This is a genomic window from Pseudomonas sp. LBUM1671 (assembly GCF_059695685.1).
Window position 1 is genome coordinate 5,290,001 of sequence record NZ_CP166782.1, and the last position, 22,257, is coordinate 5,312,257.

Genomic DNA, 22,257 nt, shown 5'->3' on the forward strand with positions numbered 1-22,257 from the left:
GGTGTTCCTTCCTATATCTACGCATTTCACCGCTACACAGGAAATTCCACCACCCTCTACCATACTCTAGCTTGTCAGTTTTGAATGCAGTTCCCAGGTTGAGCCCGGGGATTTCACATCCAACTTAACAAACCACCTACGCGCGCTTTACGCCCAGTAATTCCGATTAACGCTTGCACCCTCTGTATTACCGCGGCTGCTGGCACAGAGTTAGCCGGTGCTTATTCTGTCGGTAACGTCAAAACACTTACGTATTAGGTAAATGCCCTTCCTCCCAACTTAAAGTGCTTTACAATCCGAAGACCTTCTTCACACACGCGGCATGGCTGGATCAGGCTTTCGCCCATTGTCCAATATTCCCCACTGCTGCCTCCCGTAGGAGTCTGGACCGTGTCTCAGTTCCAGTGTGACTGATCATCCTCTCAGACCAGTTACGGATCGTCGCCTTGGTGAGCCATTACCTCACCAACTAGCTAATCCGACCTAGGCTCATCTGATAGCGCAAGGCCCGAAGGTCCCCTGCTTTCTCCCGTAGGACGTATGCGGTATTAGCGTCCGTTTCCGAGCGTTATCCCCCACTACCAGGCAGATTCCTAGGCATTACTCACCCGTCCGCCGCTCGCCACCAGGTACAAGTACCCGTGCTGCCGCTCGACTTGCATGTGTTAGGCCTGCCGCCAGCGTTCAATCTGAGCCATGATCAAACTCTTCAGTTCAAACATCTTTGGGTTTTTAAGAAACCCTAAACTTGGCTCAGCAATCGTTGGTTACATCTTTGATTTCTCGCGGAGTAACTTGTGATGCTGATAATCTTGTTGACTATCAGTCTGACTCCACAAGCACCCACACGAATTGCTTGATTCAGTTGTTAAAGAGCGGTTGGTTAAGATCTTTCGTCTCAACCGAGGCGCGCATTCTACAGCAGCCTCTGTTGCTGTCAAGCGGTTATTTTCAGAAGTTTCAAAGTTTCCTTTGCAACTTCAACCACTTGCGCTTCCGATCTCTCGTTAGCGGGAGGCGAATTCTACAGCGTTACTCGCTGCTGTCAACACCTCTTTTTCTCCGCTTTCGACCGAGAAGATCGAACCGTCAATCAAGCCACACAAACCCGCTTGATCAACTCCTTCTGGGCTTCGATGACCTGAAGCAACCCGCTGTCGAAAACTGCGTAACTCTTTGTTTACCAAGGAGTTTTCCGTTTCGACTGCGCCGGAAGTGGGGCGAATTATAGACTTCCAGAATCTGCCGTCAACACCTATTTACGCTTTTCTTGCAGAAGGTACCTTTTTAGCTATTAAGCGCGGGATTCGGCGAGCAATCGGGGGAATGCGCAGCACTAATAGCAGCGCGCCTATAGAGGCATAGACAGACCATTCCTTCAAATCCGCTCGAACGATCCAAAGCATATGCAGCAAGCCGAGCCCGAGAATCACATAAGCCAGCCGATGCAACTTCTTCCAACGCACACCCAAGCGTCGCTGACTATAACGATTGGAGGTCACCGCCAATGCCAACAAACCAAGAAATCCCAACGTCCCGACAATGATGTACGGCCGCTTGCGCAACTCGACACCCAGCTGCGACCAGTCAAATCCAAGAATGAACGCTGTATAGCCGCTCAAATGCAGAACCACATAAGCGAAACACCACAGCCCCAGTTGCCGGCGTACAGCGATCCATCCCGCCCAACCGGTAAGTTTCTGCAGAGGCGTCATGCTTAAGGTTATCAATAGCAGGACAAGCGTCCCCAACCCGAGACGGTCAACCAGCACCTTGCCCGGGTCGGGGCCCAGCACATCCTGCCAAGCCTGATACAACCAAAGCAGCGGCCAGATCGCAGCCGCTATAAAGACGCCCACTCGCCAAAACAGATAACGCATCAGTAGTTCTTCCGCAGATCGAGCCCTGTATAGAGAGAAGCGACTTCATCCGAGTAGCCGTTGAACATCTGCGTATCCCGAACATTGGGCTTGAACAGACCGCTCGGCAACCGCCGCTCCCGCGCCTGGGTCCAGCGCGGGTGATCGACCGTAGGGTTCACGTTCGCATAAAAGCCGTACTCATCCGCGGCAATGCTCTGCCAGGTGGTTTTCGGCTGTTCACTGACCAGACTGATCCGCACGATGGATTTGATGCTCTTGAAGCCGTACTTCCAAGGCACCACCAACCGTAGCGGCGCCCCGTTCTGATTCGGCAATTCGCGCCCATACATGCCCACCGCAAGAATCGCCAGCGGATTCATCGCCTCATCCAACCGCAGCCCCTCTACATAGGGCCACTCGATCAAGGCAAAGCCGGAGCGCTGACCTGGCATGCTCTTGGGATCTTGCAGCGTTTCGAAACGGATGAACTTCGCCTTGGACGTAGGTTCGACCTCCTTCAGCAAAGCCGAGAGAGGAAAACCGATCCACGGAATGACCATCGACCAGGCCTCAACACAGCGAAGACGATAAATCCGCTCCTCCAATTGATAAGGCTTCATGAAGTCTTCCAGCGCATACCGCCCCGGCTTACCCACCTCCCCGTCTACTACCACGGTCCAAGGTTCAGTCTTCAACGAACCGGCATTGGCAGCAGGGTCGCCTTTATCAGTGCCGAACTCATAGAAGTTGTTGTAGTGGGTCGCATCCTTGAATGGCGTGATCGCCTCATCCTTGACGTTGACCGCCCCCCACTTGGTAGAAGGAAGCTTTTCGGCAAACCAGGAAGGTGCCTTGCCAGGCTCGACATCGGCGTAACGAGCGGCTTCGTCAGCACTGGCCCAACGCGGCAGACTGCTCACAGCCAGACCGGCTACGGCAGCACCCAATAGATTGCGTCGAGAAAGATAGAAGGATTCAGGCGTGACGTCCGACTCGTGGCAGTCAGACGCTTTGGGGACTTTGATCAGCATGGCAACTCCGCAGCATTGGAGGACAGATGCACCAATAGACTGCGGAGTATGAGGGAAATTACATCACTCGGCTTTTTTGTGCCGACGAAGATGCAACAGGTATTGCACCGGACCGGACGCCGCGTAAGCGAGGAAAACCAGCAGCAGAATGCGCGGTGGATCACTGAAGACCACGGCAAACACCAGCACCACCGCCAGGATCGCGACAAAAGGCACTCGTCCCTTCAAGTCCAGCTCCTTGAAGCTGTTGTACTTGATGTTGCTGACCATCAGCATGCCGGCGGCGGCCACCATCAGCGCAACCAGGAAGGACATCTTGGACCCCTGAATGCCGTAATCGCTGAACGCCCAGACAATCCCCGCGACCACACCCGCGGCAGCCGGGCTGGCCAGACCGATGAAGTAGCGTTTGTCCGCAGTGCCGACTTGCGTATTGAAGCGGGCCAGACGCAATGCCGCGCCAGCAACATAGATGAAGGCAACCATCCAGCCGACCTTGTCCATGTCGCCCAAGGCCCAACCAAACGCCAGCAATGCCGGCGCGACACCAAAGGCGACCATGTCCGACAGCGAGTCGTACTCGGCGCCGAAGGCACTCTGGGTATTAGTCATACGGGCGACTCGACCATCGAGGCCGTCGAGCACCATGGCGACGAAAATCGCGATAGCGGCAAACGCGAAATACTTGCTCGCGCCAACCGAATCACCGGCACTCAAGGCGCTCTGGGCGCTCATCGAACTTATGATGGAATAAAACCCTGCGAACAGGTTCGCAGTGGTGAACAGATTCGGCAGAAGATAGATACCACGATGCCGGACTTTACGACCTTCAGCGTCGTGCCCTTCCTCGATGTGCTCATCGATGGGCAGCAGGCTTTCGGCGTCAGAAGCCTTGTTTGGCTCTTCGGGACGTTCGCTCATGGACATTACCTTGCAACGGGGTGGAAAGTTTCGACAGGTGTCTGGGACGACGGTTCGGCCGCAAACGATGCAGCTTTATACCAGAACCGGCCACCCAAACGAAAAAACGCGGCCTAAGCCGCGTTTTTCGTACAAGTGCGCGACTTAGTTTTTAGCTTTGTCGACGATCTTGTTGGCACCGATCCACGGCATCATGGAGCGCAGTTGCTCGCCGATGATTTCGATACCGTGAGCGGCGTTGTTACGACGCTTGGCGGTCATCGAAGGATAGCCGGTCGCGCCTTCGCTGATGAACATCTTGGCGTATTCGCCGTCCTGAATACGTTTCAGGGCGTTGCGCATGGCCTGACGGGATTCGGCGTTGATCACTTCCGGACCGGTCACGTACTCGCCGTACTCAGCGTTGTTGGAGATCGAGTAGTTCATGTTGGCGATGCCGCCTTCGTACATGAGGTCAACGATCAGCTTCAGTTCGTGCAGGCATTCGAAGTAAGCCATTTCCGGCGCGTAGCCAGCTTCAACCAGGGTTTCGAAACCGGCTTTGACCAGTTCAACGGTACCGCCGCACAGAACGGCTTGTTCGCCGAACAGGTCGGTTTCGGTCTCGTCCTTGAAGGTGGTTTCGATGATGCCGGTACGACCGCCACCCACGCCTGCGGCGTAGGACAGTGCAACGTTTTTGGCGTTGCCCGAAGCATCCTGGTAGATAGCGATCAGGTCAGGGATACCGCCGCCTTTGACGAACTCGGAACGCACGGTGTGGCCCGGTGCTTTCGGCGCGATCATGATCACGTCGAGGTCAGCGCGCGGAACAACCTGGTTGTAGTGGATCGCGAAGCCGTGGGAGAAGGCCAGGGTGGCGCCTTTCTTGATGTTCGGCTCGATTTCGTTCTTGTACAGGGCAGACTGGAACTCGTCCGGGGTCAGGATCATGACCAGGTCGGCCGCAGCAACAGCGGAAGCAACGTCGGTCACTTTCAGGCCGTGGGCTTCGGCTTTGGCAACAGTGGCCGAACCTTTACGCAGACCGACAGTCACGTCAACGCCGGAGTCTTTCAGGTTGCACGCTTGAGCGTGGCCTTGGGAACCGTAACCAATGATGGCAACTTTCTTGCCCTGGATGATCGACAGGTCGCAGTCTTTTTCGTAATAAACTTTCATGAAATTCCCCTATATATCCAGGCCGTTCAGGCCGTTCGCTAATTTGGTTTAGATGCTGAGTACTTTGTCGCCGCGAGCGATGCCGGTCACGCCGCTACGGACGGTTTCCAGGATCGAGGCGGTGCCAATGGACTGAATGAAGCTGTCGAGCTTGTCGCTGGTACCGGTCAATTGAACGGTATACACGCTAGCGCTGACATCGACGATCTGCCCACGGTAAATATCGGTGGTGCGCTTGATCTCGGCGCGCTGGGCGCCGGTGGCCTTGACCTTGACCAACATCAGTTCGCGCTCGATGTGAGCACTCTCCGACAGGTCGACCAGTTTGACCACTTCGATCAGCTTGTTCAGGTTCTTGGTGATCTGCTCGATGATTTCATCGTGGCCGACAGTGGTCAGCGTCAGACGCGACAAGGTCGGGTCTTCGGTAGGGGCCACGGTCAGGCTTTCGATGTTGTAGTTGCGCTGCGAGAACAGGCCGACTACACGAGACAGAGCACCGGGTTCGTTTTCCAGAAGCAGGGAAATAATATGTCGCATGATTAAGTACGCTCCGTCTTGCTCAGCCACATATCGCGCATGGAGCCGTCTTTGATCTGCATCGGGTAGACGTGCTCACCGGCGTCGACCTTGATGTCGATGAACACCAGACGATCCTTCATCGCGAACGCTTGCTCCATCATCGGCTTCAAATCCTTCAAGTCCGTGATGCGCATCCCCACGTGACCGTAGGCTTCGGCCAACTTGACGAAGTCCGGCAACGATTCCATGTAGGAGTGCGAGTGACGCGCGCCGTAGCTCATGTCCTGCCACTGACGGACCATGCCGAGCACGCCGTTGTTGAGCAGGATGATCTTCACCGGCAGGTCATGCTGCAGGCAAGTGGACAGCTCCTGGATGTTCATCTGGATGCTGCCTTCACCAGTCACGCAAGCCACGTCCGCTTCCGGGAAGCTCAGTTTCACGCCCATTGCTGCCGGGAAACCGAAGCCCATCGTGCCCAGGCCGCCGGAGTTGATCCAGCGATTAGGCTTGTTGAAGCGGTAGTACTGCGCCGCGAACATCTGGTGCTGACCCACGTCGGACGCAATGTAGGCGTCGCCCTTGGTCACTTCGTGCAGGGTTTCGATAACGGTCTGCGGCTTGATGATGCTGCCGTCCCCTTTGTTGTAAGGGAACATGTCGCGATCACCGCGCCACTCTTCAACCTGCTTCCACCAGGCAGCAACCGAGTCCTTGTTCGGGGTCTCGCCGATTTCCTTGAAGGTAGCGACCATTTCGGTCAAGACGCTTTCCACCGGGCCGACGATAGGAACGTCGGCCTTGATGGTCTTGGAGATCGAAGCCGGGTCGATATCGATGTGGATGATCTTGGCGCTTGGGCAGAACTTCGATGCACCGTTGATAACACGGTCATCGAAACGTGCGCCCACGGCCATGATCACGTCCGCATGGTGCATCGCCAGGTTGGCGGTGTAGCTGCCGTGCATACCAAGCATGCCGAGGAACTGACGGTCGCTGCCCGGATAGGCGCCGAGGCCCATCAAGGTATTGGTGACCGGCACGTTCAGCAGTTGCGCCAATTCGGTCAACGGCGCGGAGCCGTTGCCCAGAATGACGCCGCCGCCGGCATAGATGATCGGCCGCTTGGCCGCCAACAGCATTTCCACCGCTTTGCGGATCTGGCCCGAGTGACCACGAACCGCCGGGCTGTAGGAACGCAGCTTGGCTTTTTTCGGGAAGATGTATTCGAACTTCTCGGCCGGGTTGGTCATGTCTTTCGGGATGTCGACAACGACAGGACCAGGACGACCGGATTGCGCGAGGTAGAACGCCTTTTTCATGATCTCCGGGATTTCCGAAGCATGCTTGATCATGAAACTGTGTTTCACGATCGGCCGGGAGATACCGATCATGTCGGTTTCCTGGAAGGCATCGGTACCGACCATGGTGCTAGGCACCTGGGCGGTCAGGATCACCATCGGGATCGAGTCCATGTACGCAGTAGCAATACCGGTAATGACGTTGGTCGCGCCGGGACCGGAGGTCACCAGTACGACGCCGGCCTTGCCGGTAGCGCGCGCATAGCCGTCAGCCATGTGAGTGGCAGCCTGCTCATGACGAACGAGAATGTGTTGAACGGCTGGTTCTTTGAACAGCGCGTCATAGATATGCAATGCGGCACCACCCGGGTACCCATAGATATATTTAACGCCTTCGTCACGCAAAAAGCGGACGAGCATCTCACCGCCAGATAAAAGCTCCACGTTGTTCACCTCTAAAACGCCAGAATACCGCCCACATCAAAGAGGACGGGTCTTAATAGGTTTACTTCTCAGCAGAGCATGAGCGACGGTGGTCGCCGACTACGTCAGCACTGACTGAGCAAGTATTGGGATCGTCCCAAGTGTTGCGGGGCTTTCCCACCCAGCGCGAGGTAACGCGTTGCGGGTGTAACAGGTCGGCGCGGATGTGCGCCTCATGATCTGCTGAGTGGGCCTGCTTCTGGCAGTCCCTCTACAGCGGACTTTGGATTCTTCTGTTTCGTCCCCTGCAAGTCAAGCCGTCTATGTGCTTTATTGAAGTAAGCACATGAGAAAGCAAGAAAAAACCGCTAAACCGCAACTGTGTTAGCTTCAATTGCGCAACTCTGGCAAGGAAATGGCATGCGAACGTTCTTAATGGTCAGTCTGCTGATCAGCCCTTTGTGTATGGCCGGTCAGATCTATAAATGGGTCGACGCTCAAGGTGTAACCCACTTCGACGCGCAACCGCCGCAAGGCCAGGAGGCGACCACGGTGCTGACGCCCTCCCCGCCTGCCGGCAAACCCGCCGCGCCAAAGCGCAGCACCGCGATTGGCGATCAACAGGCCATCGACAACACAGTGAAAAAGCAGGTCGCAGAGCAGCAAGCCCAGCTAAAGATATTCTGCGAGCAGGCGCGAACGAACCTGGCCCAACTGCAGAACAATCCGCGATTGCGGGAGGATGTCGACGGTGAGAGGCGCCGTCTGACCGATGAGCAACGTCAGGAGCGCACGACCGAAGCACAGAAACAGATTGCGGATAACTGCCAGTAGAACCTGGCAGTTTCCGTTTCAGCGAGAGGCGGTGATGAGCAGGTCGAACTCTTTGAGCAAGACCTGCAAATAGCGATCTTTGCCCTGGACATTGCGGGCGGCGAAGACCATTTCGGCCATCTCCTGAATCCCCGACGCGTTGGGCAGCGGCAGATCCTGTTCGAGGATGATCTTCATCTTCGGCAGGAAGATCCATTGCAGCCACTGCTCGAAATCCAGTGTATCCACCGAAAATGGCTCAACGCTGGACAACGCTTCCGCAGAGGGTGAAACCTCGTCCCACCAGCCCTGAACCCGCAACTCACGCTCGATCAACAGCAGTTGCTCGGCAATTTTCGGAAAACGTGCGTCCATCACGACGAAACCTTGGCCTTCTGACGGGCCAGTGCAGCACCTGAGGAATCACCCTGTTTCTCACGCGCCTGGGCGATCAATTCCCACAGGCTGGCCTGAAGCGCCGGACGACCACTTGCGAACGTCAGGCCACGACGGGCGAATTGTTCAGCCTGGGGTGCATCGCCTTGGGCCATGCGTACCTGAGCCAGTCGATAAAGCACTTGCGGCTCACGCGGCGCAACACGCTGGGCGCGCTCGAGACTGGAGGACGCACCATTGAGGTCGCCGCCGGCCTGTTGCTGCTGAGCCGTGGTCAACAACGCGAGTACCGGACCGTCCAGTTGCTCGTCGGCAGACAAGCCCCCGGAGCTCGCCGAAGGAATCCCGCTCGGCGTCGACGGCATGCTGTAGCTGCCCTGATTGACCGGTGCCGACTGCACCGGCGAGGTATCGATCGGGCCTGGGGTAATCGGACCCGGCGTAATCGGCCCGGTGCTGATCGGGGCCGATGCCACTGCGCCGCCACCCGGGACCATCACGACGACACCGGTGTCACCTTGCGGAATCGCCTGAGTCTGAGCTTGCACAGGGCGTTTTGAGGTCGTCTGACGGAAACCGCCATTTGCCGACACTCGCTCACTGTTGGAGACAGCGCTGCCGGAATCCACAACCGGGATCGAACCGCGCTGTACGGAGGAGCAACCGCTGAGCAAAGCCACGGCGGTAACCGCTGGAATCAACCACTTGTTCACTTGAAACCCTCTTTGCTTAATTCATCCAGCCCTTGACCCAATCCATCACCGTTTCGCCGGATGCAGGGCTTTCGCCACCGCACGCAGCACCGGGAGGCGGTTCGCTGCCGCGAATATACGGCATCTGCACAGCGCCTGGGCAGCTGCCTTCGGAACCTTGCCCGGTCCGCGAATCCACCCAAGCTTGAACAACATTATCCGGCTGCGGCATGTCCAACGGCAGCGGATCGGCCTTGCGCATGAAACTGGTCCAGACCTGCAATGCACCGGTGGCACCGGTGAACGGCGTCTTGCCGTTGTCATCGCGCCCCAGCCACACCACCGCCAGCAAATCCTGGCTGAAACCGGCGAACCAGCTGTCTCGCGAGTCGTTACTGGTACCGGTTTTACCCGCCAGCGTCAGGGTTTTCGGCAGCACGTTATAAACCGAACTGCCGGTCCCTTCACGCATGACCCGCTGCATGGCGCTCTGGATCAAGTAAATGGAGGCCGGGTCGAAACGTTGCTCGATCTGGAACGGATAACGCTTGAGCGGCTCGCCTTCGGCGGTGAGTACGCTACGAATCCCGCGCATCGGTGTATTGAAGCCACCGTTGGCCAGCGTCTGGTACATGGTCGCCACTTCGATCGGCGTCAGACCACCGGCCCCCAGCAGCATCGAAGGGAACGCCGGGAACTCGCGACTGACGCCCAGGCGTGCCAGTGTCTTCAGGACATTCGGCACGCCCACCGCCAACCCGAGACGCGCCGTCGACAGGTTGTAGGAATGGGCCAGTCCCTGGTACAGGAACACCGTACCGTGGGAACGGCGATCATAGTTCTGGGGTTTCCAGACCTGACCGTCCGCGCCTTTGACCGAAAAGGATTCGTCCGACAACCAACTGGTCAGCGTGTACTGGCTCGGTTTCTCAAGGGCTGTCAGATAAACCGCAGGCTTGATCAGCGAGCCGATCGGTCGCACCGCATCAAGCGCCCGGTTGAAACCGGCAAAACTCGCCTGACGACTACCGATCATGGCCTGGACTTCACCGGTTTCCGGGTTGGTCACGACCATCGCCGCTTCAACCTCATCGGACCCCTTGCGCCCGGACAGGCGTTTAAAGGTGTCGTTGACCGAAGCTTCGGCTTTCATCTGCAGGATCGGGTCGAAACTGGTGAAGATCCGCAGGCCTTCTTCGGTCAAGTCTTCGTCGCGGTAGTCTTCGCGCAACTGGCGTTTAACCAGGTCGAGGAAGCCCGGGAAAGAACTGTCCGCCAGCTTGCCGCGCGTCGTCACGCCCAGCGGCATTTTCTTCGCGGCGGCGACCTGCTCGGCGGTGGCCACGCCTTGCTGCTCAAGCACATCGAGCACCAGATTGCGTCGCTCCATCGCCCGTTCCGGGTTGCGACGCGGATTGTAATAAGACGGCCCCTTGACCATCCCCACCAGCATTGCGACTTGATGCAGTTTCAGCTCGGACAATGGCTGCCCGAAGAAGAACTGGCTGGCCAGGCCGAAACCGTGCACCGCGCGCTGGCCATCCTGACCGACGAACACTTCATTGAGGTACGCCTCAAGAATTTCCCGTTTGTCGTAATGCAGCTCAAGCAGCATCGCCATCATGGCTTCGGTGAGTTTTCGGGTCAGGCTGCGTTCGCTGGTCAGGTAGAAATTCTTTACCAACTGTTGGGTCAGCGTACTGCCGCCCTGGGTCATCTTGCCGCCGGAGGTGTTGACCCACACGGCGCGGGCAATCGACTTGGGCGACACGCCCCAGTGGCTATAGAAATCCCGGTCTTCCACCGCCACCAAGGTTTCCAGCAGATACGGCGGAACCTGATCAATCTTGATCAGAATGCGATCTTCGAGGTTTTTCGGGTAGATCCCGCCAATCAGCAGTGGCTCCAGCCGCACGACCGAAAGCTTCGAACCGTTGGTCGCCGAAAGTTCGGCTACATAGTCGCCGGAGAACCGCACGCGCACCGGCTGAGCGCTCTCCAAACCTTCATAGAACTGGAAGCCACGGGTATTCAAGTCGACGGTGTTGCCGTTGACCGCCGCTGCGCCGGGGCCGTTGCTCACCGCTTCACGGCGATAGCCCAAGGCGTCGAGCTCGGTCAGGAAGTCTTCCTTGCTCAGCTTCTGGCCGGTGAACAGCTCGAGCGGGCGCGCATACACCTTGGCCGGGATGGTCCAGCGCTTGCCGGAGAACTTCTCCTGGACCACGGCGTCGAGGTACACCGCGACCCCGGCGAGCACCACGAGGCCGACCAGACTGAGTTTAAGGGCCCAGCCCAGCCAAGGGCTCAAGCCCTTGGAAGGTGGTTTTTTTGGGGTACGGGGGGATCGAGTACGAGTCATGGCGGCGGATTATACGCACTTTATTCATACTCAACAGGAGCCCTCCGAGGTTTGCGTCAGGCGGACTTGCAGCCATAATGGCGGCCGTGAATTTTCCCCAGTCTTTGAAGGATCGCCTGTGAGCCAGTCCCTGATCGCCGCCCTGCAAAACCCGGCCCTCTACCCGCATCCGGTAGACGGATTCCAGGTCATCGAGACCCATATTTCCTGGGTCATCCTCACAGGTCCCTTTGCCTATAAAGTGAAGAAGCCCGTGAATTTCGGCTTCCTCGACTTCACCAGCCTCGATGCGCGCGAGCATTTCTGCGGCGAAGAGCTGCGCCTCAACCAACGCCTGACCAACGATTTGTATCTGGAAGTGTTGCCGATCACCGGCAGCGCAGAAGCACCGCAACTGGGCGGCGACGGTCCGGTGGTCGATTTCGCGCTGAAGATGCGTCAGTTCCCACAGAGCCAGTTGCTCAGCACCTTGCAAGCCAACGGCGAATTGACCACCGCGCACATCGACGAGATGGCCGCGCAGATCGCCCAATTCCACCTCACCGCACCGAAAGTGCCTGGCGAACACGAAGCCGGCACCCCGGACAGCGTGATGGCGCCGGTACGCCAGAACTTCGAACAGATCCGCCCGTTCCTCAGCGACAAGGCCGACCTGCTGCAACTTGATGCCCTGCAAGCCTGGGCCGAAAGCAGCTTCGAACGCCTCAAGCCGCTGTTTGCCCAGCGCAAGGCAGAAGGCTTCATCCGCGAATGCCACGGCGATATCCACCTGGGCAACGCCACCGTCATCGACGGCAAGGTCGTGATCTTCGACTGCATCGAGTTCAACGAACCGTTCCGCTTCACCGACGTGTATGCCGACACCGGTTTCCTGGCTATGGACCTGGAAGACCGTGGCCTGAAAAGCCTGGCACGTCGCTTCATCAGCCAGTACCTGGAACTGACCGGCGACTATCAGGGCCTTGAGCTGCTGAACTTCTATAAAGCCTACCGCGCTCTGGTTCGCGCCAAGGTCAGCCTGTTCAGCATGCCGGCCGAGGCCGACCCGGTGCAACGCGCCACCACCCTGCGCCAGTACCGCAACTACGCCAACCTGGCGGAAAGCTACAGCACCATCCCGTCGCGCTTCATGGCCATTACCCACGGCGTATCCGCTGTCGGCAAGAGCCACGTGGCCATGCGTCTGGTGGAAGCGTTGGGCGCCATTCGCCTGCGTTCCGATGTTGAACGCAAGCGCCTGTTCGGCGAGCAAACCGTCCCGAATGACCCGCAGGCCGGCATTTATAGTGCCGATGCCAGTGCCGCCACTTACAGCCGCCTGCATGAGATTGCCGCGGTCATCCTGCGCGCTGGTTTCCCGGTGGTCATCGATGCGACGTACCTCAAGCGCGACCAGCGAGACGGCGCAGCGAAAATCGCCGAGGCTACCGGTGCACCGTTTCTGATCCTCGATTGCAATGCGCCACAAGCGGTCATCGAGAGCTGGCTGGCCTTGCGTCAGGCAGACAAGAAGGATCCGTCCGACGCCAACCTCGCCGTTATCGCCGCCCAGCAAGCGAGCCGTGAGCCCCTGACACCAGCAGAGATTCTGTGCAGCAAACGCGTCCAGACCAATGAAAGCGGGACGCTCGATACCGTCGTTGCGCAGATCCGCCAGCGTATGCCAGGCCTGTAAAAAACTATTTCAGCCGTGGAGCCTTTGCCGGCTTCACGGCTGTCAAATAGTGGCACTATACTGGCGTCATAAAACCATCAGGTGATGCGACATGAGCCAGCCGAAACTTCTCGACACCCCGCTTTATGCCTTGCTGCACAAAGACGACATCACAGGCTTCAATGCCGAACGCGCCAGTCATGCCTCGGTCGACATGGTAGGCGGCGATTTCCGTGGCCTGGACCTGCGTGAGCTGAACGCCGATGGCGTCGACTTCACCGATGCCTATTTCCGCTCCGCCGATTTGCGCGGCATCGACTTCCGCAACTCATGCCTGGAAGGCGCGAGCCTGGCTCACGCACAGATCTCCGGCGCCTACTTTCCGCCGGAACTGAGTGCTGACGAGATTTTGATGTCGATGAATTTCGGGACACGCCTGCGTTACCGCACCCGCTAAAAACGACGTTCTACCGGACAAGTCCAGCGCCCCCGCTTTGCGCTGGACGCCGGTTTTTCTGTCCGGAAGTTGATTCCTCCGCACTTCCCTACCTCTCCCTCAGACGTTCACGCAGCTCTTTGAGCTGCGCTTCTTAGAAGCTTTTGCGTCGAAACCGACCAAACAATCACGCTTTTCCTACTGATGGCTACACTCCTGAGAGGCTCGCCCACGCACCGTTCGGCCGTCGCAAGGAGGCTTGATGAATGATGAACTGCAACACCTGAAGAATCTTGGCAAGACGTCGGCACAGTGGCTGCATGCCGTGGGCATCCACAGCGCGTCGGACTTGCGCCGCCTGGGAGCGGTGGATGCTTATCGGGCCGTGCGTACGCGCGGGTTCCGGGCGTCCAAGGTGTTGTTGTATGCGATCGAAGGCGCGCTGATGGACGTGCACTGGAACGACATTCCAGCCGATCGCAAAGAAGCCTTGAACAAACAACTGGAAGCCATCTCGTCCCGCCACAAGAACTGAACAGGCAGATTCACTTCAGGATTTAGTGCTCTGGGCACAATGATCATGGGCTCTTGAGCAAGAAAACAGAGGACTGCAAAGAAATCAAAAAAACAGCGGTTGACTTGGTAATGAGAATCGCTATGATTATCACAACTGGTCGCGAGACTGGTCGATATTTGAAAAGCCCTTGGTTCGGACTCTCAGATATCTCCTCATCAGGCTAATCACGGTTATTTGACCCGGCTCTTGCCGGGTCTTTTTTTGCCTGTGGAAAAGTCGCCCGTTTACTTGCCGAACTGCTTACGCATTTGTGCGCAGTAATCCTGCGCCGGTGTGGCGGGTGTGTACCAGACGAAATCAGCCATGGCCGGCGTGACCTCGCCACCCTGCTCCGCCAGCATCAGAACCGTGGGGGCTTCAGGCTCTCCAAGATCAAGCACGTGGATCGGCACGCCAACATCCTTGCGCGCGTGGTAGGCGCCAGCCAACAGCAGCGAAGGCATCGGAGCCGACAGCAAGCGCTCGGCCATCCGCCGATCACGTTGCTGCTGGACCGCCAGCATCGCGGGCATCTGCGATGTTGGCAGCAGGCCGCAATGGGAGTCATTGATCTGCGCCAGCAACTCATCCTTGACTGACGAGGCGTTGGAACGCGAACCGCTTACTGTCGGCGGTTTGCAATAAACAGTACGGACTTCATGATTGTCCAGGTTGGCCGCCAACAGCGGGTAGGGTTGAGTCAGGACAAAGCGCACGATCGGCCCGTAAAGATTCCAGTCCCAGCCCGACTGCCAGTTGAGCGCGCCGGACAGATCTGCAGGTAGCGTCGAGGCACGGCGCACTTCATCGATGCGCGGTTGTTGATCCGGCGTAAGCATTTCCAGCAGCAGACTGCCTTGGGGTCGACGCTCACCCAGCGACTGCAACAACCACAATTGAAGTTGATGGTGATCAGGGTTGTCATGCTGCTCGCCGACGATCAGCCGTGACGACTCGGCAAGTCGTTCAACCAACTCATGGGGCGTCAGGATCTGGCCGCTGCGCAGGTCCTGAATCTCACCGACAACCGGAGGCGGCACCGAGACGTGCTGGCAGGCACTCAACAACAATACCGCCAGTAGCAAAATCCCTCGCATACTCACCTCAATGTCATTTTCAACGGGCGATGATCAGCGGATGCCCACGTTCCGGGTGCTGCTGCACCAAAACCTCCAGCCCGAACACGGCCTTGAGGGGTTCCGGACGCAAGACCTGCTCCGGCGTATCAAGCGCCACCGGTCGCCCACCTTCGAGTAGCAACAGGCGATCACAATAGCGCGCCGCCAGGTTCAGATCATGCAGGATCACCAGCACCGCCGCGCCGTGATCGGCGAATTCACGCACCGCTTGCAGGGTGGTGTGCTGGTGCAGCGGATCGAGCATCGAGGTCGGCTCATCGAGCAACAGCGTTTGCCCCGCTTCGCCCGGCCAGAGCTGCGCCAGCACCCGCGCCAGATGCACCCGCTGACGCTCGCCGCCGGACAGCGCCAGATAACTTCGACCACTCAGGTGTCCCGCATCGGCAGCGTGCAAGGCGGCGGCGACGATCTCGTCATCCCGCACTCGTCCGCTCTGGTGCGGCAAACGGCCCATGCCGACTACTTCTTCGACACGAAAGGCGAAGTCCAACGTCGACACCTGCGGCAATACCGCCAGCCGCTGGGCTCGCTGCGCGCCGGGCCAATGCCTCAACTCGCGATCATCGAGCCAGACGCTGCCGTGGTCAGCCTTCAACTCGCCACACAAGGCGCCGAGCAAGGTGCTTTTGCCGGCACCGTTGGGGCCCAGCACGCCAAGGACTTCGCCCGGATTGAGTTCAAGTGTGATGTCCGTCAGAACGATCTTGGTGCCTCGACGGATTTGCAGGCTCTGGGTTCGCAACATCAGGCTCGCCCTCTGAGCAGTAAATACAGGAAGAACGGCGCACCGATGAAGGCCGTAACGATCCCGATCGGCAGCTCCGCCGGCGCCAGCGCTAACCGCGCCACCAGATCGGCAAATAGAAGAAGACTGGCACCCGCCAGCACCGAGGCCGGCAACAACACTCGATGATCAGGGCCGGCCAGCAGGCGCACCAGATGCGGCACTACCAGGCCGACAAACCCGATCATCCCCGCCGCCGCCACGGCCGCGCCAACGCCCAGCGCAGTGCAAAATACCAGTTCGCGCTTGAGCCCTTCGACGTCAATGCCCAAGTGACCGGCCTCCGATTCGCCGAGCAACAACGCGTTCAAGGCCTTGGCCCGACGCGGCAACCAGAGTGCCACACCGGCGCTCACCAACAGTAACGGCCAAAGGCGCGAATAGCTGGCGCCGTTGAGGCTGCCCAGGTTCCAGAACGTCAGTGTGCGCAAGGTCGCGTCGTCGGCCAGATAGGTGAACAAGCCGACCGCTGAACCCGCCAGCGCAGTCAATGCAATGCCGGCCAGAAGCATGGTTGCCACGTTCGTCTGCCCGTTACGCCGCCCTAGCCGATAGACCAGCGCCGTCACGCCCAGCCCGCCGAGAAATGCGCATACCGACAACAGATAAGGTCCGAACGATTCAGGCAGTCCGCCAAACACCGAACCGCCGACAATCGCGATAGCGGCGCCCAACGCTGCACCACTCGACACCCCGACCAACCCCGGATCAGCCAGAGGGTTACGAAACAATCCCTGCATCGCCACGCCGGACAATGCCAGCACGCCACCCACCGCCAGGCCCAACAAGGTTCGAGGCAGGCGGATTTGCCCGAGGATCAGCTCGGCCTGTTCCAGTCCATCGGGTGCAATGGGCACGCCGATCATGCGCAACGCCGCACGCAAGGTATCGAATAACGGCAGGCTCACCGGCCCCAGCGCCAACGACAACCAGATCGCCAGCAAACACAGCAGGCTCAAGCCAATGAACAAGGCACGGGGTTTAACCAGAATGGTCATTGGGTGGCTTTACCGGGGTAGAAACCTTCAGACAGCGTTTTCAACGCATCGGGCAAACGCGGTCCCAATCCACCCACCAACAAGGTCGGATCAAGCTCCATGACGCGCCCGTCCCTGGCCGCGCGGGTCGCGGACAGAATCGGGTTTTCCTTGAACAACGCCGCACGCGCGGCATCGCCGGTCAGCGCTCGGTCCGCAAACACCAAGACGTCCGGGTCAAGACTGACCAGCGATTCAACAGAAAAGGGTTTGTAGCCGGTGTGCGTGGCCAGATTGTGCCCGCCCGCCTGCTGGATCAACCAATCGGCAGCGGTGTCCTTGCCGGCGATGAGCGGTTTGCCGCCCGCATGGCCGAGCAGCATCAGCACGCCCGGCGATTTTTCCTTCAACTGCGCGCGAGTGACCCGGACCTTCTGCAGCTCAAGTTGCTGCTGATAGGACTGGAGCAACTGCGCAGCCTTATCTTCAGCCCCGAGCAACTTGCCCAGATGCGCCAGGTTGCCCTGCAACGTCGGCAGATCGGGCTTGGCCGAGAACAGCTCAACCTGCACGCCCGCGCTACGAACCTGCGACAGCACCGGCGGCGGCCCCATTTCCTCGGTGCCGATCAGAATCTTTGGGCGTAAGCTCAAGATGCCCTCCGCCGACAGTTGCCGCTGATAACCGATGCTCGGCAGCGCCTTCAACGATTCCGGATGCTGACTGGTGGTATCGACGCCGACCAGTTTCGACTCGCCGCCCAGCGCGCTCACCCACTCCGACAGAGCGCCACCGGCACTAACCCAACGCTGTGGCAGCTCGGCCGCTGCGGCGTGGTGGCTGACGAAGAGTCCGACACACAGCGCAGCAACGCGGGTACTCAGGCGCATAAACAGCTTCCTTTTAAGTTTCCCCAGGCATCGAGATGACAGGCCAAGTATCCTCGGCATCCGGCACCTGCGCCCGATGGGCGAAGCGGCCATTTGATAATTGTTTGCATTTGAACGTCAAGCTCGGACATATCCGGTCACGAGCCGCCGGAATTGAGGATAGACATGAAGTGGCTTTGCACAGGTGCCGAATTGGCTGACAACAGCAGTCGCGGATTCGACGTGGACGGTCAGAAACTCTTCGCCGTGCGCCGGGGCGGCCAAGTGTACGTTTACATCAATCGCTGCCCGCACCGGGGCGTCGAGCTGGAATGGAAACCCGACCAGTTTCTCGACCCCAGCAACAGCCTGATCCAGTGCGCCACCCACGGCGCACTGTTCCTGATCGAAGACGGCGAATGCGTCGCCGGCCCGTGCGCCGGGCAATCTTTGACCACCGTTGCCAGCCGCGAAGACGAACAAGGGATCTGGATCAGCCTTTAGCCGTTCAGCAGCACTTCCAGACGTCGATCGACCACCATTTCTTCGTGGGTCAATCGCACACCATATGCCAGCACCTCGACTCCGCACGCCACTGCCTCACGCAAGGCCGCCGCGTAGGCCGAATCGATCTCTTCTGCCGGACGCACCGCTTCAATGCCGGTCAGGTTGACGCAATACAACTGCACCGCGCGAATCCCGTCCCGGGCCAGATGCGCCAGCTCCCGCAAATGCTTGGCGCCACGTTGCGTCACCGCATCGGGAAACGCCGCCACCGATGACCCGTCGAAGCCCAGGGTTACGCTTTTGACTTCCACATACGCCGGCCCGCCCGGGTAATCGAGACGAAAATCGATGCGGCTGCTTTCCTGTCCGTAGGCCACTTCGGTTTTCAACCCGGTAAAGCCGTTCAGTTCGGTAATCACACCCGCCCGCAACGCTTCTTCGATTAGCCCGTTGGCGCGTCCAGTGTTTACGCAAAACTGCCGGCCCTGCGGGGTTTCACCGATTTCCCAAGTGCCAGGCAACTTGCGTTTCGGGTCGTTGGAGCGACTGAACCAGACCTGCCCGCCCTCCACCTGGCAATTGAGCATCGAGCCGGTGTTGGGGCAGTGAATTGTCAGCAACTCGCCGTCAACGGTTTCGATATCGGCAAGAAAACGCTTGTAACGTCGGATCAGACGACCTTCTTCGAGGAGAGGAGAAAAACGCATCAGCCTTGCCAGCTCCGCAATCCACGAGCGATCCGCTCAACCGCTTCTTCCAGGCGCGGCAGGCTTTGAGTGTAGGCAAAACGCACATGATGCCCGGCCTGATAGCGCCCGAAGTCCAGCCCCGGGGTAATTGCCACGTACTCGGTTTCAAGGAAATGTCGGCAGAATGCGAAGGCATCACCGCCGAACTTGCTGATATCGGCGTACAAATAGAACGCGCCTTCAGGCTCAACGGCGATCCCGAAGCCCAGCTCCCGCAGGGCCGGCAACAGGAAATCCCGACGACGACCGAATTCGGCGCGACGCTCCTCCAGGATACTGATCGTGGCCGGTTCAAAGCAGGCCAATGCGGCATGCTGGGCCATGCTCGGGGCGCTGATGTAGAGGTTTTGCGCGAGTTTTTCCAGCTCGCCGACCGCCGCTTCAGGCGCGACCAGCCATCCCAACCGCCAACCAGTCATGCCGAAATACTTGGAAAAACTATTCAAGACGAAGGCGCTGTCATCGACTTCCAGCACACTGGCGGCATCGGTGCCGTAAGTCAGGCCATGGTAGATCTCGTCCACCACCAGATGACCGTGGCGCGCCTTGATCGCCGCCGACAAGCCGGCCAGCTCGTCGCGGGTCAGGATGGTTCCGGTCGGGTTGGCGGGCGAGGCCACCAAGGCGCCGACGCTGTCTTGATCCCAATGGCGCGCCACCAAGTCCGGCGTGAGCTGATAACGCACATCCGGGCCGACCGGCACCAATTGCGCAGCGCCTTCGACCAAGCGCAGGAAGTGCCGGTTGCACGGGTAACCCGGGTCCGCCAGCAGCCAGTGTTTGCCAGGGTCGACCAGCAAGGCGCTGGCCAGCAACAGCGCGCCCGAACCGCCAGGCGTGATGAGGATTCGCTGCGGATCAATGCTCAAACTGTAACGCTGTTGATAGAAATTCGAGATCGCTTCACGCAACTCGGGGATGCCGCGCGCAGCGGTGTAACGGGTCTTCCCCGCCGTCAGTGCGGCCTGGCCGGCCTGGATGATCGGTTCGGCGGTGGTGAAGTCCGGTTCGCCGATTTCCAGGTGGATCACATCGTGACCCGCAGCCTGCAGTTCATTGGCCCGCGCCAGCAGCGCCATGACGTGGAAAGGTTCGATCGCGCGACTGCGGGCACTGTAGGACTGAGCCATTAGCCTTCCTTACAACGGAGAAAAGAATCGATTCTACCCAAGCGCCGGAACGAGCGAGAACCTAAAGCGGTCAGAGCCGATATATCCCTGACCACAAACGACTCAAGCGTGTACCCCAGGTTTGACTAAAATCAATAATTGATCAGGCCTCCAACGCCGCCAGACAAGGCTTTGCAATCATTTGCAAGCCCTTGGGGCCACTACCTCGACATCCGGGAGTAGCGCGCCCCGATTTGATCTGGTAAGTTCGCCCGCTTGCAGCCGCAGGGCCGGCAGGTGTCGGTGATGGAGCAATCCTGCGCAATGGATTACAAGAGTAGAGGCGGTCCATTTCATGCCCACCCAAGCAAAGCAGCAAAATACGTCGATCAGCGGCTTCGAACCCTACAAAGAAGTAAAGGGCGAGGAGTACATGGGCAAACCCATGCGCGCTCACTTCACCAAGATCCTGAATAAGTGGAAACAGGACTTGATGCAGGAAGTCGACCGTACGGTTGATCACATGAAAGACGAAGCGGCCAACTTCCCGGACCCGGCAGACCGTGCCAGCCAGGAAGAAGAGTTCAGCCTTGAACTGCGAGCCCGCGACCGCGAGCGCAAGTTGATCAAGAAGATCGACAAGACGCTGCAGCTGATCGAAGACGAAGAATATGGCTGGTGCGAGTCCTGCGGCGTCGAGATCGGCGTCAAGCGACTGGAAGCCCGTCCTACCGCCGACATGTGCGTTGACTGCAAGACCCTGGCGGAAATCAAGGAAAAGCAAGTCGGCAAGTAATGTCGCCTTGAACGAACAACGGAGCGTGCGAACGCTCCGTTTTTGTTTCTGAAATTCGCCCCAGCAAAAAACCTGAGGGAGGGAGCCTTTGTGGCGAGGGGATTTATCCCCGTTGGGTCGCGTAGCGGCCCCAAACGCTGCAATCGAGAGGCGTCAGAAAAAACGCATCCACCGGGTTTGCGACTGCTCCGCAGCCGAACGGGGCGGTGCGACGTTTCGATAAATCCCCTCACCACAAAGGCTCGCTCCCACAGCGACTTGCGTACGCCGGACAACATAGATCGCCTTTATGACCGCCACCACCTACATCGGTCGCTTCGCCCCCACGCCCAGCGGCCACTTGCACTTCGGTTCGCTGGTCGCCGCGCTGGCCTCGTACCTCGACGCGCGTGCGGTGGGCGGTCGCTGGTTAATGCGCATGGAAGACCTCGATCCGCCACGGGAAGAACCCGGCGCTCAGACGGCCATTCTCAAGGCGCTAGAGAGCTACGGCTTCGAATGGGACGGCGAAATGGTCCGCCAGAGCGATCGGCACGAGGCTTACGCTGAAGTACTCAATCGCCTGTTCAATCAAGGCCTCGCTTACGCCTGCACCTGCTCGCGCAAACAATTGGAGCCATATCACGGCATCTACCCGGGCCTGTGCCGAAACGCCGGCCATGGCACTGAAGACGCGGCGATTCGCCTGCGTGTACCCGAGCTCGACTACCACTTCATCGACCGCGTGCAAGGCGAATTCCGCCAGCATCTGGGCCGGGAAGTCGGCGATTTTGTGATCCGCCGCCGTGACGGGCTCTACGCCTATCAACTGGCCGTGGTGCTGGACGATGCCTGGCAAGGCATCACCGATATCGTGCGCGGCGCCGATCTGCTGGACTCCACACCGCGCCAGCTCTACCTGCAAGAACTGCTTGGCTTGCGGCAACCGCGCTATCTGCACATCCCGCTGATTACCCAGCCCGATGGCAACAAGCTCGGCAAATCCTACCGCTCGCCGCCATTGACCGCCGATCAGGCCACACCGTTGTTACTGCGTGCGTTACGCGCACTCGGGCAAAACCCGGGCAAGGAACTGGCCTATGCGTCACCACGAGAAGTGCTGGATTGGGGCATCGCCCACTGGGATGCGTTATTAATCCCGCGCACACTCACCCTGCCCGAAGCGCAACTACAGTGATCACACTTGCAGTGGCGCGC

Annotated in this window: 22 protein-coding genes and 1 rRNA gene (1 of these 23 running past the window's edge); 7 read left to right on the forward strand and 16 right to left on the reverse strand. The window is 58.9% G+C overall.

The window, feature by feature from the left end:
* From ACA060_RS24445 to ACA060_RS24475, 7 genes are all read right to left on the reverse strand, one after another.
* Nucleotides 1-716: ribosomal RNA gene (locus ACA060_RS24445) — 16S ribosomal RNA — on the reverse strand (it extends 823 nt beyond the left edge of the window).
* A gap of 543 nt (nucleotides 717-1,259) precedes the next feature.
* Nucleotides 1,260-1,880 carry a protein-methionine-sulfoxide reductase heme-binding subunit MsrQ gene (gene msrQ / locus ACA060_RS24450; RefSeq protein WP_109634857.1) on the reverse strand — a complete coding sequence of 207 codons (621 nt, stop codon included), beginning with the start codon at nucleotides 1,878-1,880 and terminating at the stop codon, nucleotides 1,260-1,262.
* Nucleotides 1,880-2,893 carry a protein-methionine-sulfoxide reductase catalytic subunit MsrP gene (gene msrP / locus ACA060_RS24455; RefSeq protein ID WP_497313711.1) on the reverse strand — a complete coding sequence of 338 codons (1,014 nt, stop codon included), beginning with the start codon at nucleotides 2,891-2,893 and terminating at the stop codon, nucleotides 1,880-1,882. Before msrP ends, msrQ begins: the two co-directional genes overlap by 1 nt.
* Nucleotides 2,894-2,956: 63 nt before the next feature.
* Nucleotides 2,957-3,814, reverse strand: coding sequence for a CDP-diacylglycerol--serine O-phosphatidyltransferase (gene pssA / locus ACA060_RS24460; protein WP_497313713.1), 858 nt, complete (start codon nucleotides 3,812-3,814; stop codon nucleotides 2,957-2,959).
* Nucleotides 3,815-3,958: 144 nt separating this feature from the next.
* Nucleotides 3,959-4,975, reverse strand: coding sequence for a ketol-acid reductoisomerase (ilvC, locus tag ACA060_RS24465; protein ID WP_007948647.1), 1,017 nt, complete (start codon nucleotides 4,973-4,975; stop codon nucleotides 3,959-3,961).
* A gap of 48 nt (nucleotides 4,976-5,023) precedes the next feature.
* Nucleotides 5,024-5,515, reverse strand: coding sequence for an acetolactate synthase small subunit (ilvN, locus tag ACA060_RS24470; protein WP_003205610.1), 492 nt, complete (start codon nucleotides 5,513-5,515; stop codon nucleotides 5,024-5,026).
* A gap of 2 nt (nucleotides 5,516-5,517) precedes the next feature.
* Nucleotides 5,518-7,242, reverse strand: a complete 1,725-nt coding sequence (locus tag ACA060_RS24475) for an acetolactate synthase 3 large subunit (protein WP_109636224.1) — start codon at nucleotides 7,240-7,242, stop codon at nucleotides 5,518-5,520.
* A 399-nt stretch (nucleotides 7,243-7,641) separates the two neighbouring features.
* Here ACA060_RS24475 and ACA060_RS24480 point away from each other — a divergent pair, with 399 nt between their 5' ends.
* Nucleotides 7,642-8,055, forward strand: coding sequence for a DUF4124 domain-containing protein (locus ACA060_RS24480; protein WP_497313716.1), 414 nt, complete (start codon nucleotides 7,642-7,644; stop codon nucleotides 8,053-8,055).
* An 18-nt stretch (nucleotides 8,056-8,073) separates the two neighbouring features.
* Here ACA060_RS24480 and ACA060_RS24485 read toward each other — a convergent pair whose 3' ends face one another.
* Genes ACA060_RS24485 through mrcB form a run of 3 tightly spaced genes read right to left on the reverse strand, consistent with a single transcriptional unit; the run spans nucleotide 8,074 to nucleotide 11,484 of the window.
* A complete protein-coding gene (locus ACA060_RS24485; protein WP_497313718.1) occupies nucleotides 8,074-8,409 on the reverse strand; it encodes a YqcC family protein in 336 nt (111 codons plus the stop codon).
* Nucleotides 8,409-9,143 carry a tetratricopeptide repeat protein gene (locus tag ACA060_RS24490; protein ID WP_497313720.1) on the reverse strand — a complete coding sequence of 245 codons (735 nt, stop codon included), beginning with the start codon at nucleotides 9,141-9,143 and terminating at the stop codon, nucleotides 8,409-8,411. Before ACA060_RS24490 ends, ACA060_RS24485 begins: the two co-directional genes overlap by 1 nt.
* Nucleotides 9,144-9,159: 16 nt before the next feature.
* On the reverse strand, nucleotides 9,160-11,484 hold the full coding sequence (mrcB, locus tag ACA060_RS24495; protein WP_497313722.1) for a penicillin-binding protein 1B: 2,325 nt from the start codon (nucleotides 11,482-11,484) through the stop codon (nucleotides 9,160-9,162).
* Between the two features lie 118 nt (nucleotides 11,485-11,602).
* Here mrcB and ACA060_RS24500 point away from each other — a divergent pair, with 118 nt between their 5' ends.
* From ACA060_RS24500 to ACA060_RS24510, 3 genes are all read left to right on the forward strand, one after another.
* Nucleotides 11,603-13,159, forward strand: a complete 1,557-nt coding sequence (locus ACA060_RS24500; RefSeq protein WP_497313724.1) for a bifunctional aminoglycoside phosphotransferase/ATP-binding protein — start codon at nucleotides 11,603-11,605, stop codon at nucleotides 13,157-13,159.
* A gap of 91 nt (nucleotides 13,160-13,250) precedes the next feature.
* Nucleotides 13,251-13,595: a pentapeptide repeat-containing protein gene (locus tag ACA060_RS24505; RefSeq protein WP_109634870.1), complete on the forward strand. Its 345-nt coding sequence runs from the start codon at nucleotides 13,251-13,253 to the stop codon at nucleotides 13,593-13,595.
* Between the two features lie 241 nt (nucleotides 13,596-13,836).
* Complete coding sequence (locus tag ACA060_RS24510; RefSeq protein WP_010467623.1) at nucleotides 13,837-14,109, forward strand: TfoX/Sxy family protein; 273 nt, start codon at nucleotides 13,837-13,839, stop codon at nucleotides 14,107-14,109.
* Nucleotides 14,110-14,375: 266 nt separating this feature from the next.
* On the opposite strand, the gene ACA060_RS24515 is transcribed toward ACA060_RS24510, so the two are convergent.
* The 4 genes from ACA060_RS24515 to ACA060_RS24530 are packed head-to-tail and all read right to left on the reverse strand — an operon-like array spanning nucleotide 14,376 to nucleotide 17,920.
* Nucleotides 14,376-15,227, reverse strand: a complete 852-nt coding sequence (locus tag ACA060_RS24515) for a ChaN family lipoprotein (RefSeq protein ID WP_497313726.1) — start codon at nucleotides 15,225-15,227, stop codon at nucleotides 14,376-14,378.
* Nucleotides 15,228-15,246: 19 nt separating this feature from the next.
* A complete protein-coding gene (locus ACA060_RS24520; protein ID WP_497313728.1) occupies nucleotides 15,247-16,014 on the reverse strand; it encodes a heme ABC transporter ATP-binding protein in 768 nt (255 codons plus the stop codon).
* Complete coding sequence (locus ACA060_RS24525; protein WP_178082361.1) at nucleotides 16,014-16,997, reverse strand: FecCD family ABC transporter permease; 984 nt, start codon at nucleotides 16,995-16,997, stop codon at nucleotides 16,014-16,016. The genes ACA060_RS24520 and ACA060_RS24525 overlap by 1 nt, the downstream gene beginning before the upstream one ends.
* Nucleotides 16,998-17,047: 50 nt before the next feature.
* Nucleotides 17,048-17,920, reverse strand: coding sequence for a heme/hemin ABC transporter substrate-binding protein (locus ACA060_RS24530; protein ID WP_497313730.1), 873 nt, complete (start codon nucleotides 17,918-17,920; stop codon nucleotides 17,048-17,050).
* A gap of 165 nt (nucleotides 17,921-18,085) precedes the next feature.
* Between ACA060_RS24530 and ACA060_RS24535 the strand changes: the two genes are divergently transcribed.
* Complete coding sequence (locus ACA060_RS24535) at nucleotides 18,086-18,403, forward strand: Rieske (2Fe-2S) protein (RefSeq protein WP_497313732.1); 318 nt, start codon at nucleotides 18,086-18,088, stop codon at nucleotides 18,401-18,403.
* Here the strand turns inward: ACA060_RS24535 and sfsA are convergent.
* On the reverse strand, nucleotides 18,400-19,113 hold the full coding sequence (gene sfsA, locus ACA060_RS24540; RefSeq protein WP_497313734.1) for a DNA/RNA nuclease SfsA: 714 nt from the start codon (nucleotides 19,111-19,113) through the stop codon (nucleotides 18,400-18,402). The two genes, ACA060_RS24535 and sfsA, sit on opposite strands and share 4 nt — an antisense overlap.
* A complete protein-coding gene (locus tag ACA060_RS24545) occupies nucleotides 19,113-20,285 on the reverse strand; it encodes a pyridoxal phosphate-dependent aminotransferase (protein ID WP_497313736.1) in 1,173 nt (390 codons plus the stop codon). The genes sfsA and ACA060_RS24545 overlap by 1 nt, the downstream gene beginning before the upstream one ends.
* Nucleotides 20,286-20,619: 334 nt before the next feature.
* Here ACA060_RS24545 and dksA point away from each other — a divergent pair, with 334 nt between their 5' ends.
* Both dksA and gluQRS read left to right on the forward strand, forming a co-directional pair.
* Nucleotides 20,620-21,060 (forward strand): RNA polymerase-binding protein DksA, encoded by a 441-nt coding sequence (dksA, locus tag ACA060_RS24550; RefSeq protein WP_109634884.1) that lies wholly within the window; start codon nucleotides 20,620-20,622, stop codon nucleotides 21,058-21,060.
* A 289-nt stretch (nucleotides 21,061-21,349) separates the two neighbouring features.
* On the forward strand, nucleotides 21,350-22,237 hold the full coding sequence (gene gluQRS / locus ACA060_RS24555) for a tRNA glutamyl-Q(34) synthetase GluQRS (RefSeq protein WP_497313738.1): 888 nt from the start codon (nucleotides 21,350-21,352) through the stop codon (nucleotides 22,235-22,237).
* The last annotated feature ends 20 nt before the right edge of the window (nucleotides 22,238-22,257 follow it).

What these genes read in the sequence shown, in the direction of transcription:
- msrQ (WP_109634857.1), bottom strand. Translation starts at nt 1,880, where the DNA reads ATGCGTTATCTGTTTTGGCGAGTGGGCGTCTTTATAGCGGCTGCGATC.
- msrP (WP_497313711.1), bottom strand. Translation starts at nt 2,893, where the DNA reads ATGCTGATCAAAGTCCCCAAAGCGTCTGACTGCCACGAGTCGGACGTC.
- pssA (WP_497313713.1), bottom strand. Translation starts at nt 3,814, where the DNA reads ATGAGCGAACGTCCCGAAGAGCCAAACAAGGCTTCTGACGCCGAAAGC.
- ilvC (WP_007948647.1), bottom strand. Translation starts at nt 4,975, where the DNA reads ATGAAAGTTTATTACGAAAAAGACTGCGACCTGTCGATCATCCAGGGC.
- ilvN (WP_003205610.1), bottom strand. Translation starts at nt 5,515, where the DNA reads ATGCGACATATTATTTCCCTGCTTCTGGAAAACGAACCCGGTGCTCTG.
- ACA060_RS24480 (WP_497313716.1), top strand. Translation starts at nt 7,642, where the DNA reads ATGCGAACGTTCTTAATGGTCAGTCTGCTGATCAGCCCTTTGTGTATG.
- ACA060_RS24485 (WP_497313718.1), bottom strand. Translation starts at nt 8,409, where the DNA reads ATGGACGCACGTTTTCCGAAAATTGCCGAGCAACTGCTGTTGATCGAG.
- mrcB (WP_497313722.1), bottom strand. Translation starts at nt 11,484, where the DNA reads ATGACTCGTACTCGATCCCCCCGTACCCCAAAAAAACCACCTTCCAAG.
- ACA060_RS24505 (WP_109634870.1), top strand. Translation starts at nt 13,251, where the DNA reads ATGAGCCAGCCGAAACTTCTCGACACCCCGCTTTATGCCTTGCTGCAC.
- ACA060_RS24510 (WP_010467623.1), top strand. Translation starts at nt 13,837, where the DNA reads ATGAATGATGAACTGCAACACCTGAAGAATCTTGGCAAGACGTCGGCA.
- ACA060_RS24515 (WP_497313726.1), bottom strand. Translation starts at nt 15,227, where the DNA reads ATGCGAGGGATTTTGCTACTGGCGGTATTGTTGTTGAGTGCCTGCCAG.
- ACA060_RS24520 (WP_497313728.1), bottom strand. Translation starts at nt 16,014, where the DNA reads ATGTTGCGAACCCAGAGCCTGCAAATCCGTCGAGGCACCAAGATCGTT.
- ACA060_RS24530 (WP_497313730.1), bottom strand. Translation starts at nt 17,920, where the DNA reads ATGCGCCTGAGTACCCGCGTTGCTGCGCTGTGTGTCGGACTCTTCGTC.
- ACA060_RS24535 (WP_497313732.1), top strand. Translation starts at nt 18,086, where the DNA reads ATGAAGTGGCTTTGCACAGGTGCCGAATTGGCTGACAACAGCAGTCGC.
- sfsA (WP_497313734.1), bottom strand. Translation starts at nt 19,113, where the DNA reads ATGCGTTTTTCTCCTCTCCTCGAAGAAGGTCGTCTGATCCGACGTTAC.
- ACA060_RS24545 (WP_497313736.1), bottom strand. Translation starts at nt 20,285, where the DNA reads ATGGCTCAGTCCTACAGTGCCCGCAGTCGCGCGATCGAACCTTTCCAC.
- dksA (WP_109634884.1), top strand. Translation starts at nt 20,620, where the DNA reads ATGCCCACCCAAGCAAAGCAGCAAAATACGTCGATCAGCGGCTTCGAA.
- gluQRS (WP_497313738.1), top strand. Translation starts at nt 21,350, where the DNA reads ATGACCGCCACCACCTACATCGGTCGCTTCGCCCCCACGCCCAGCGGC.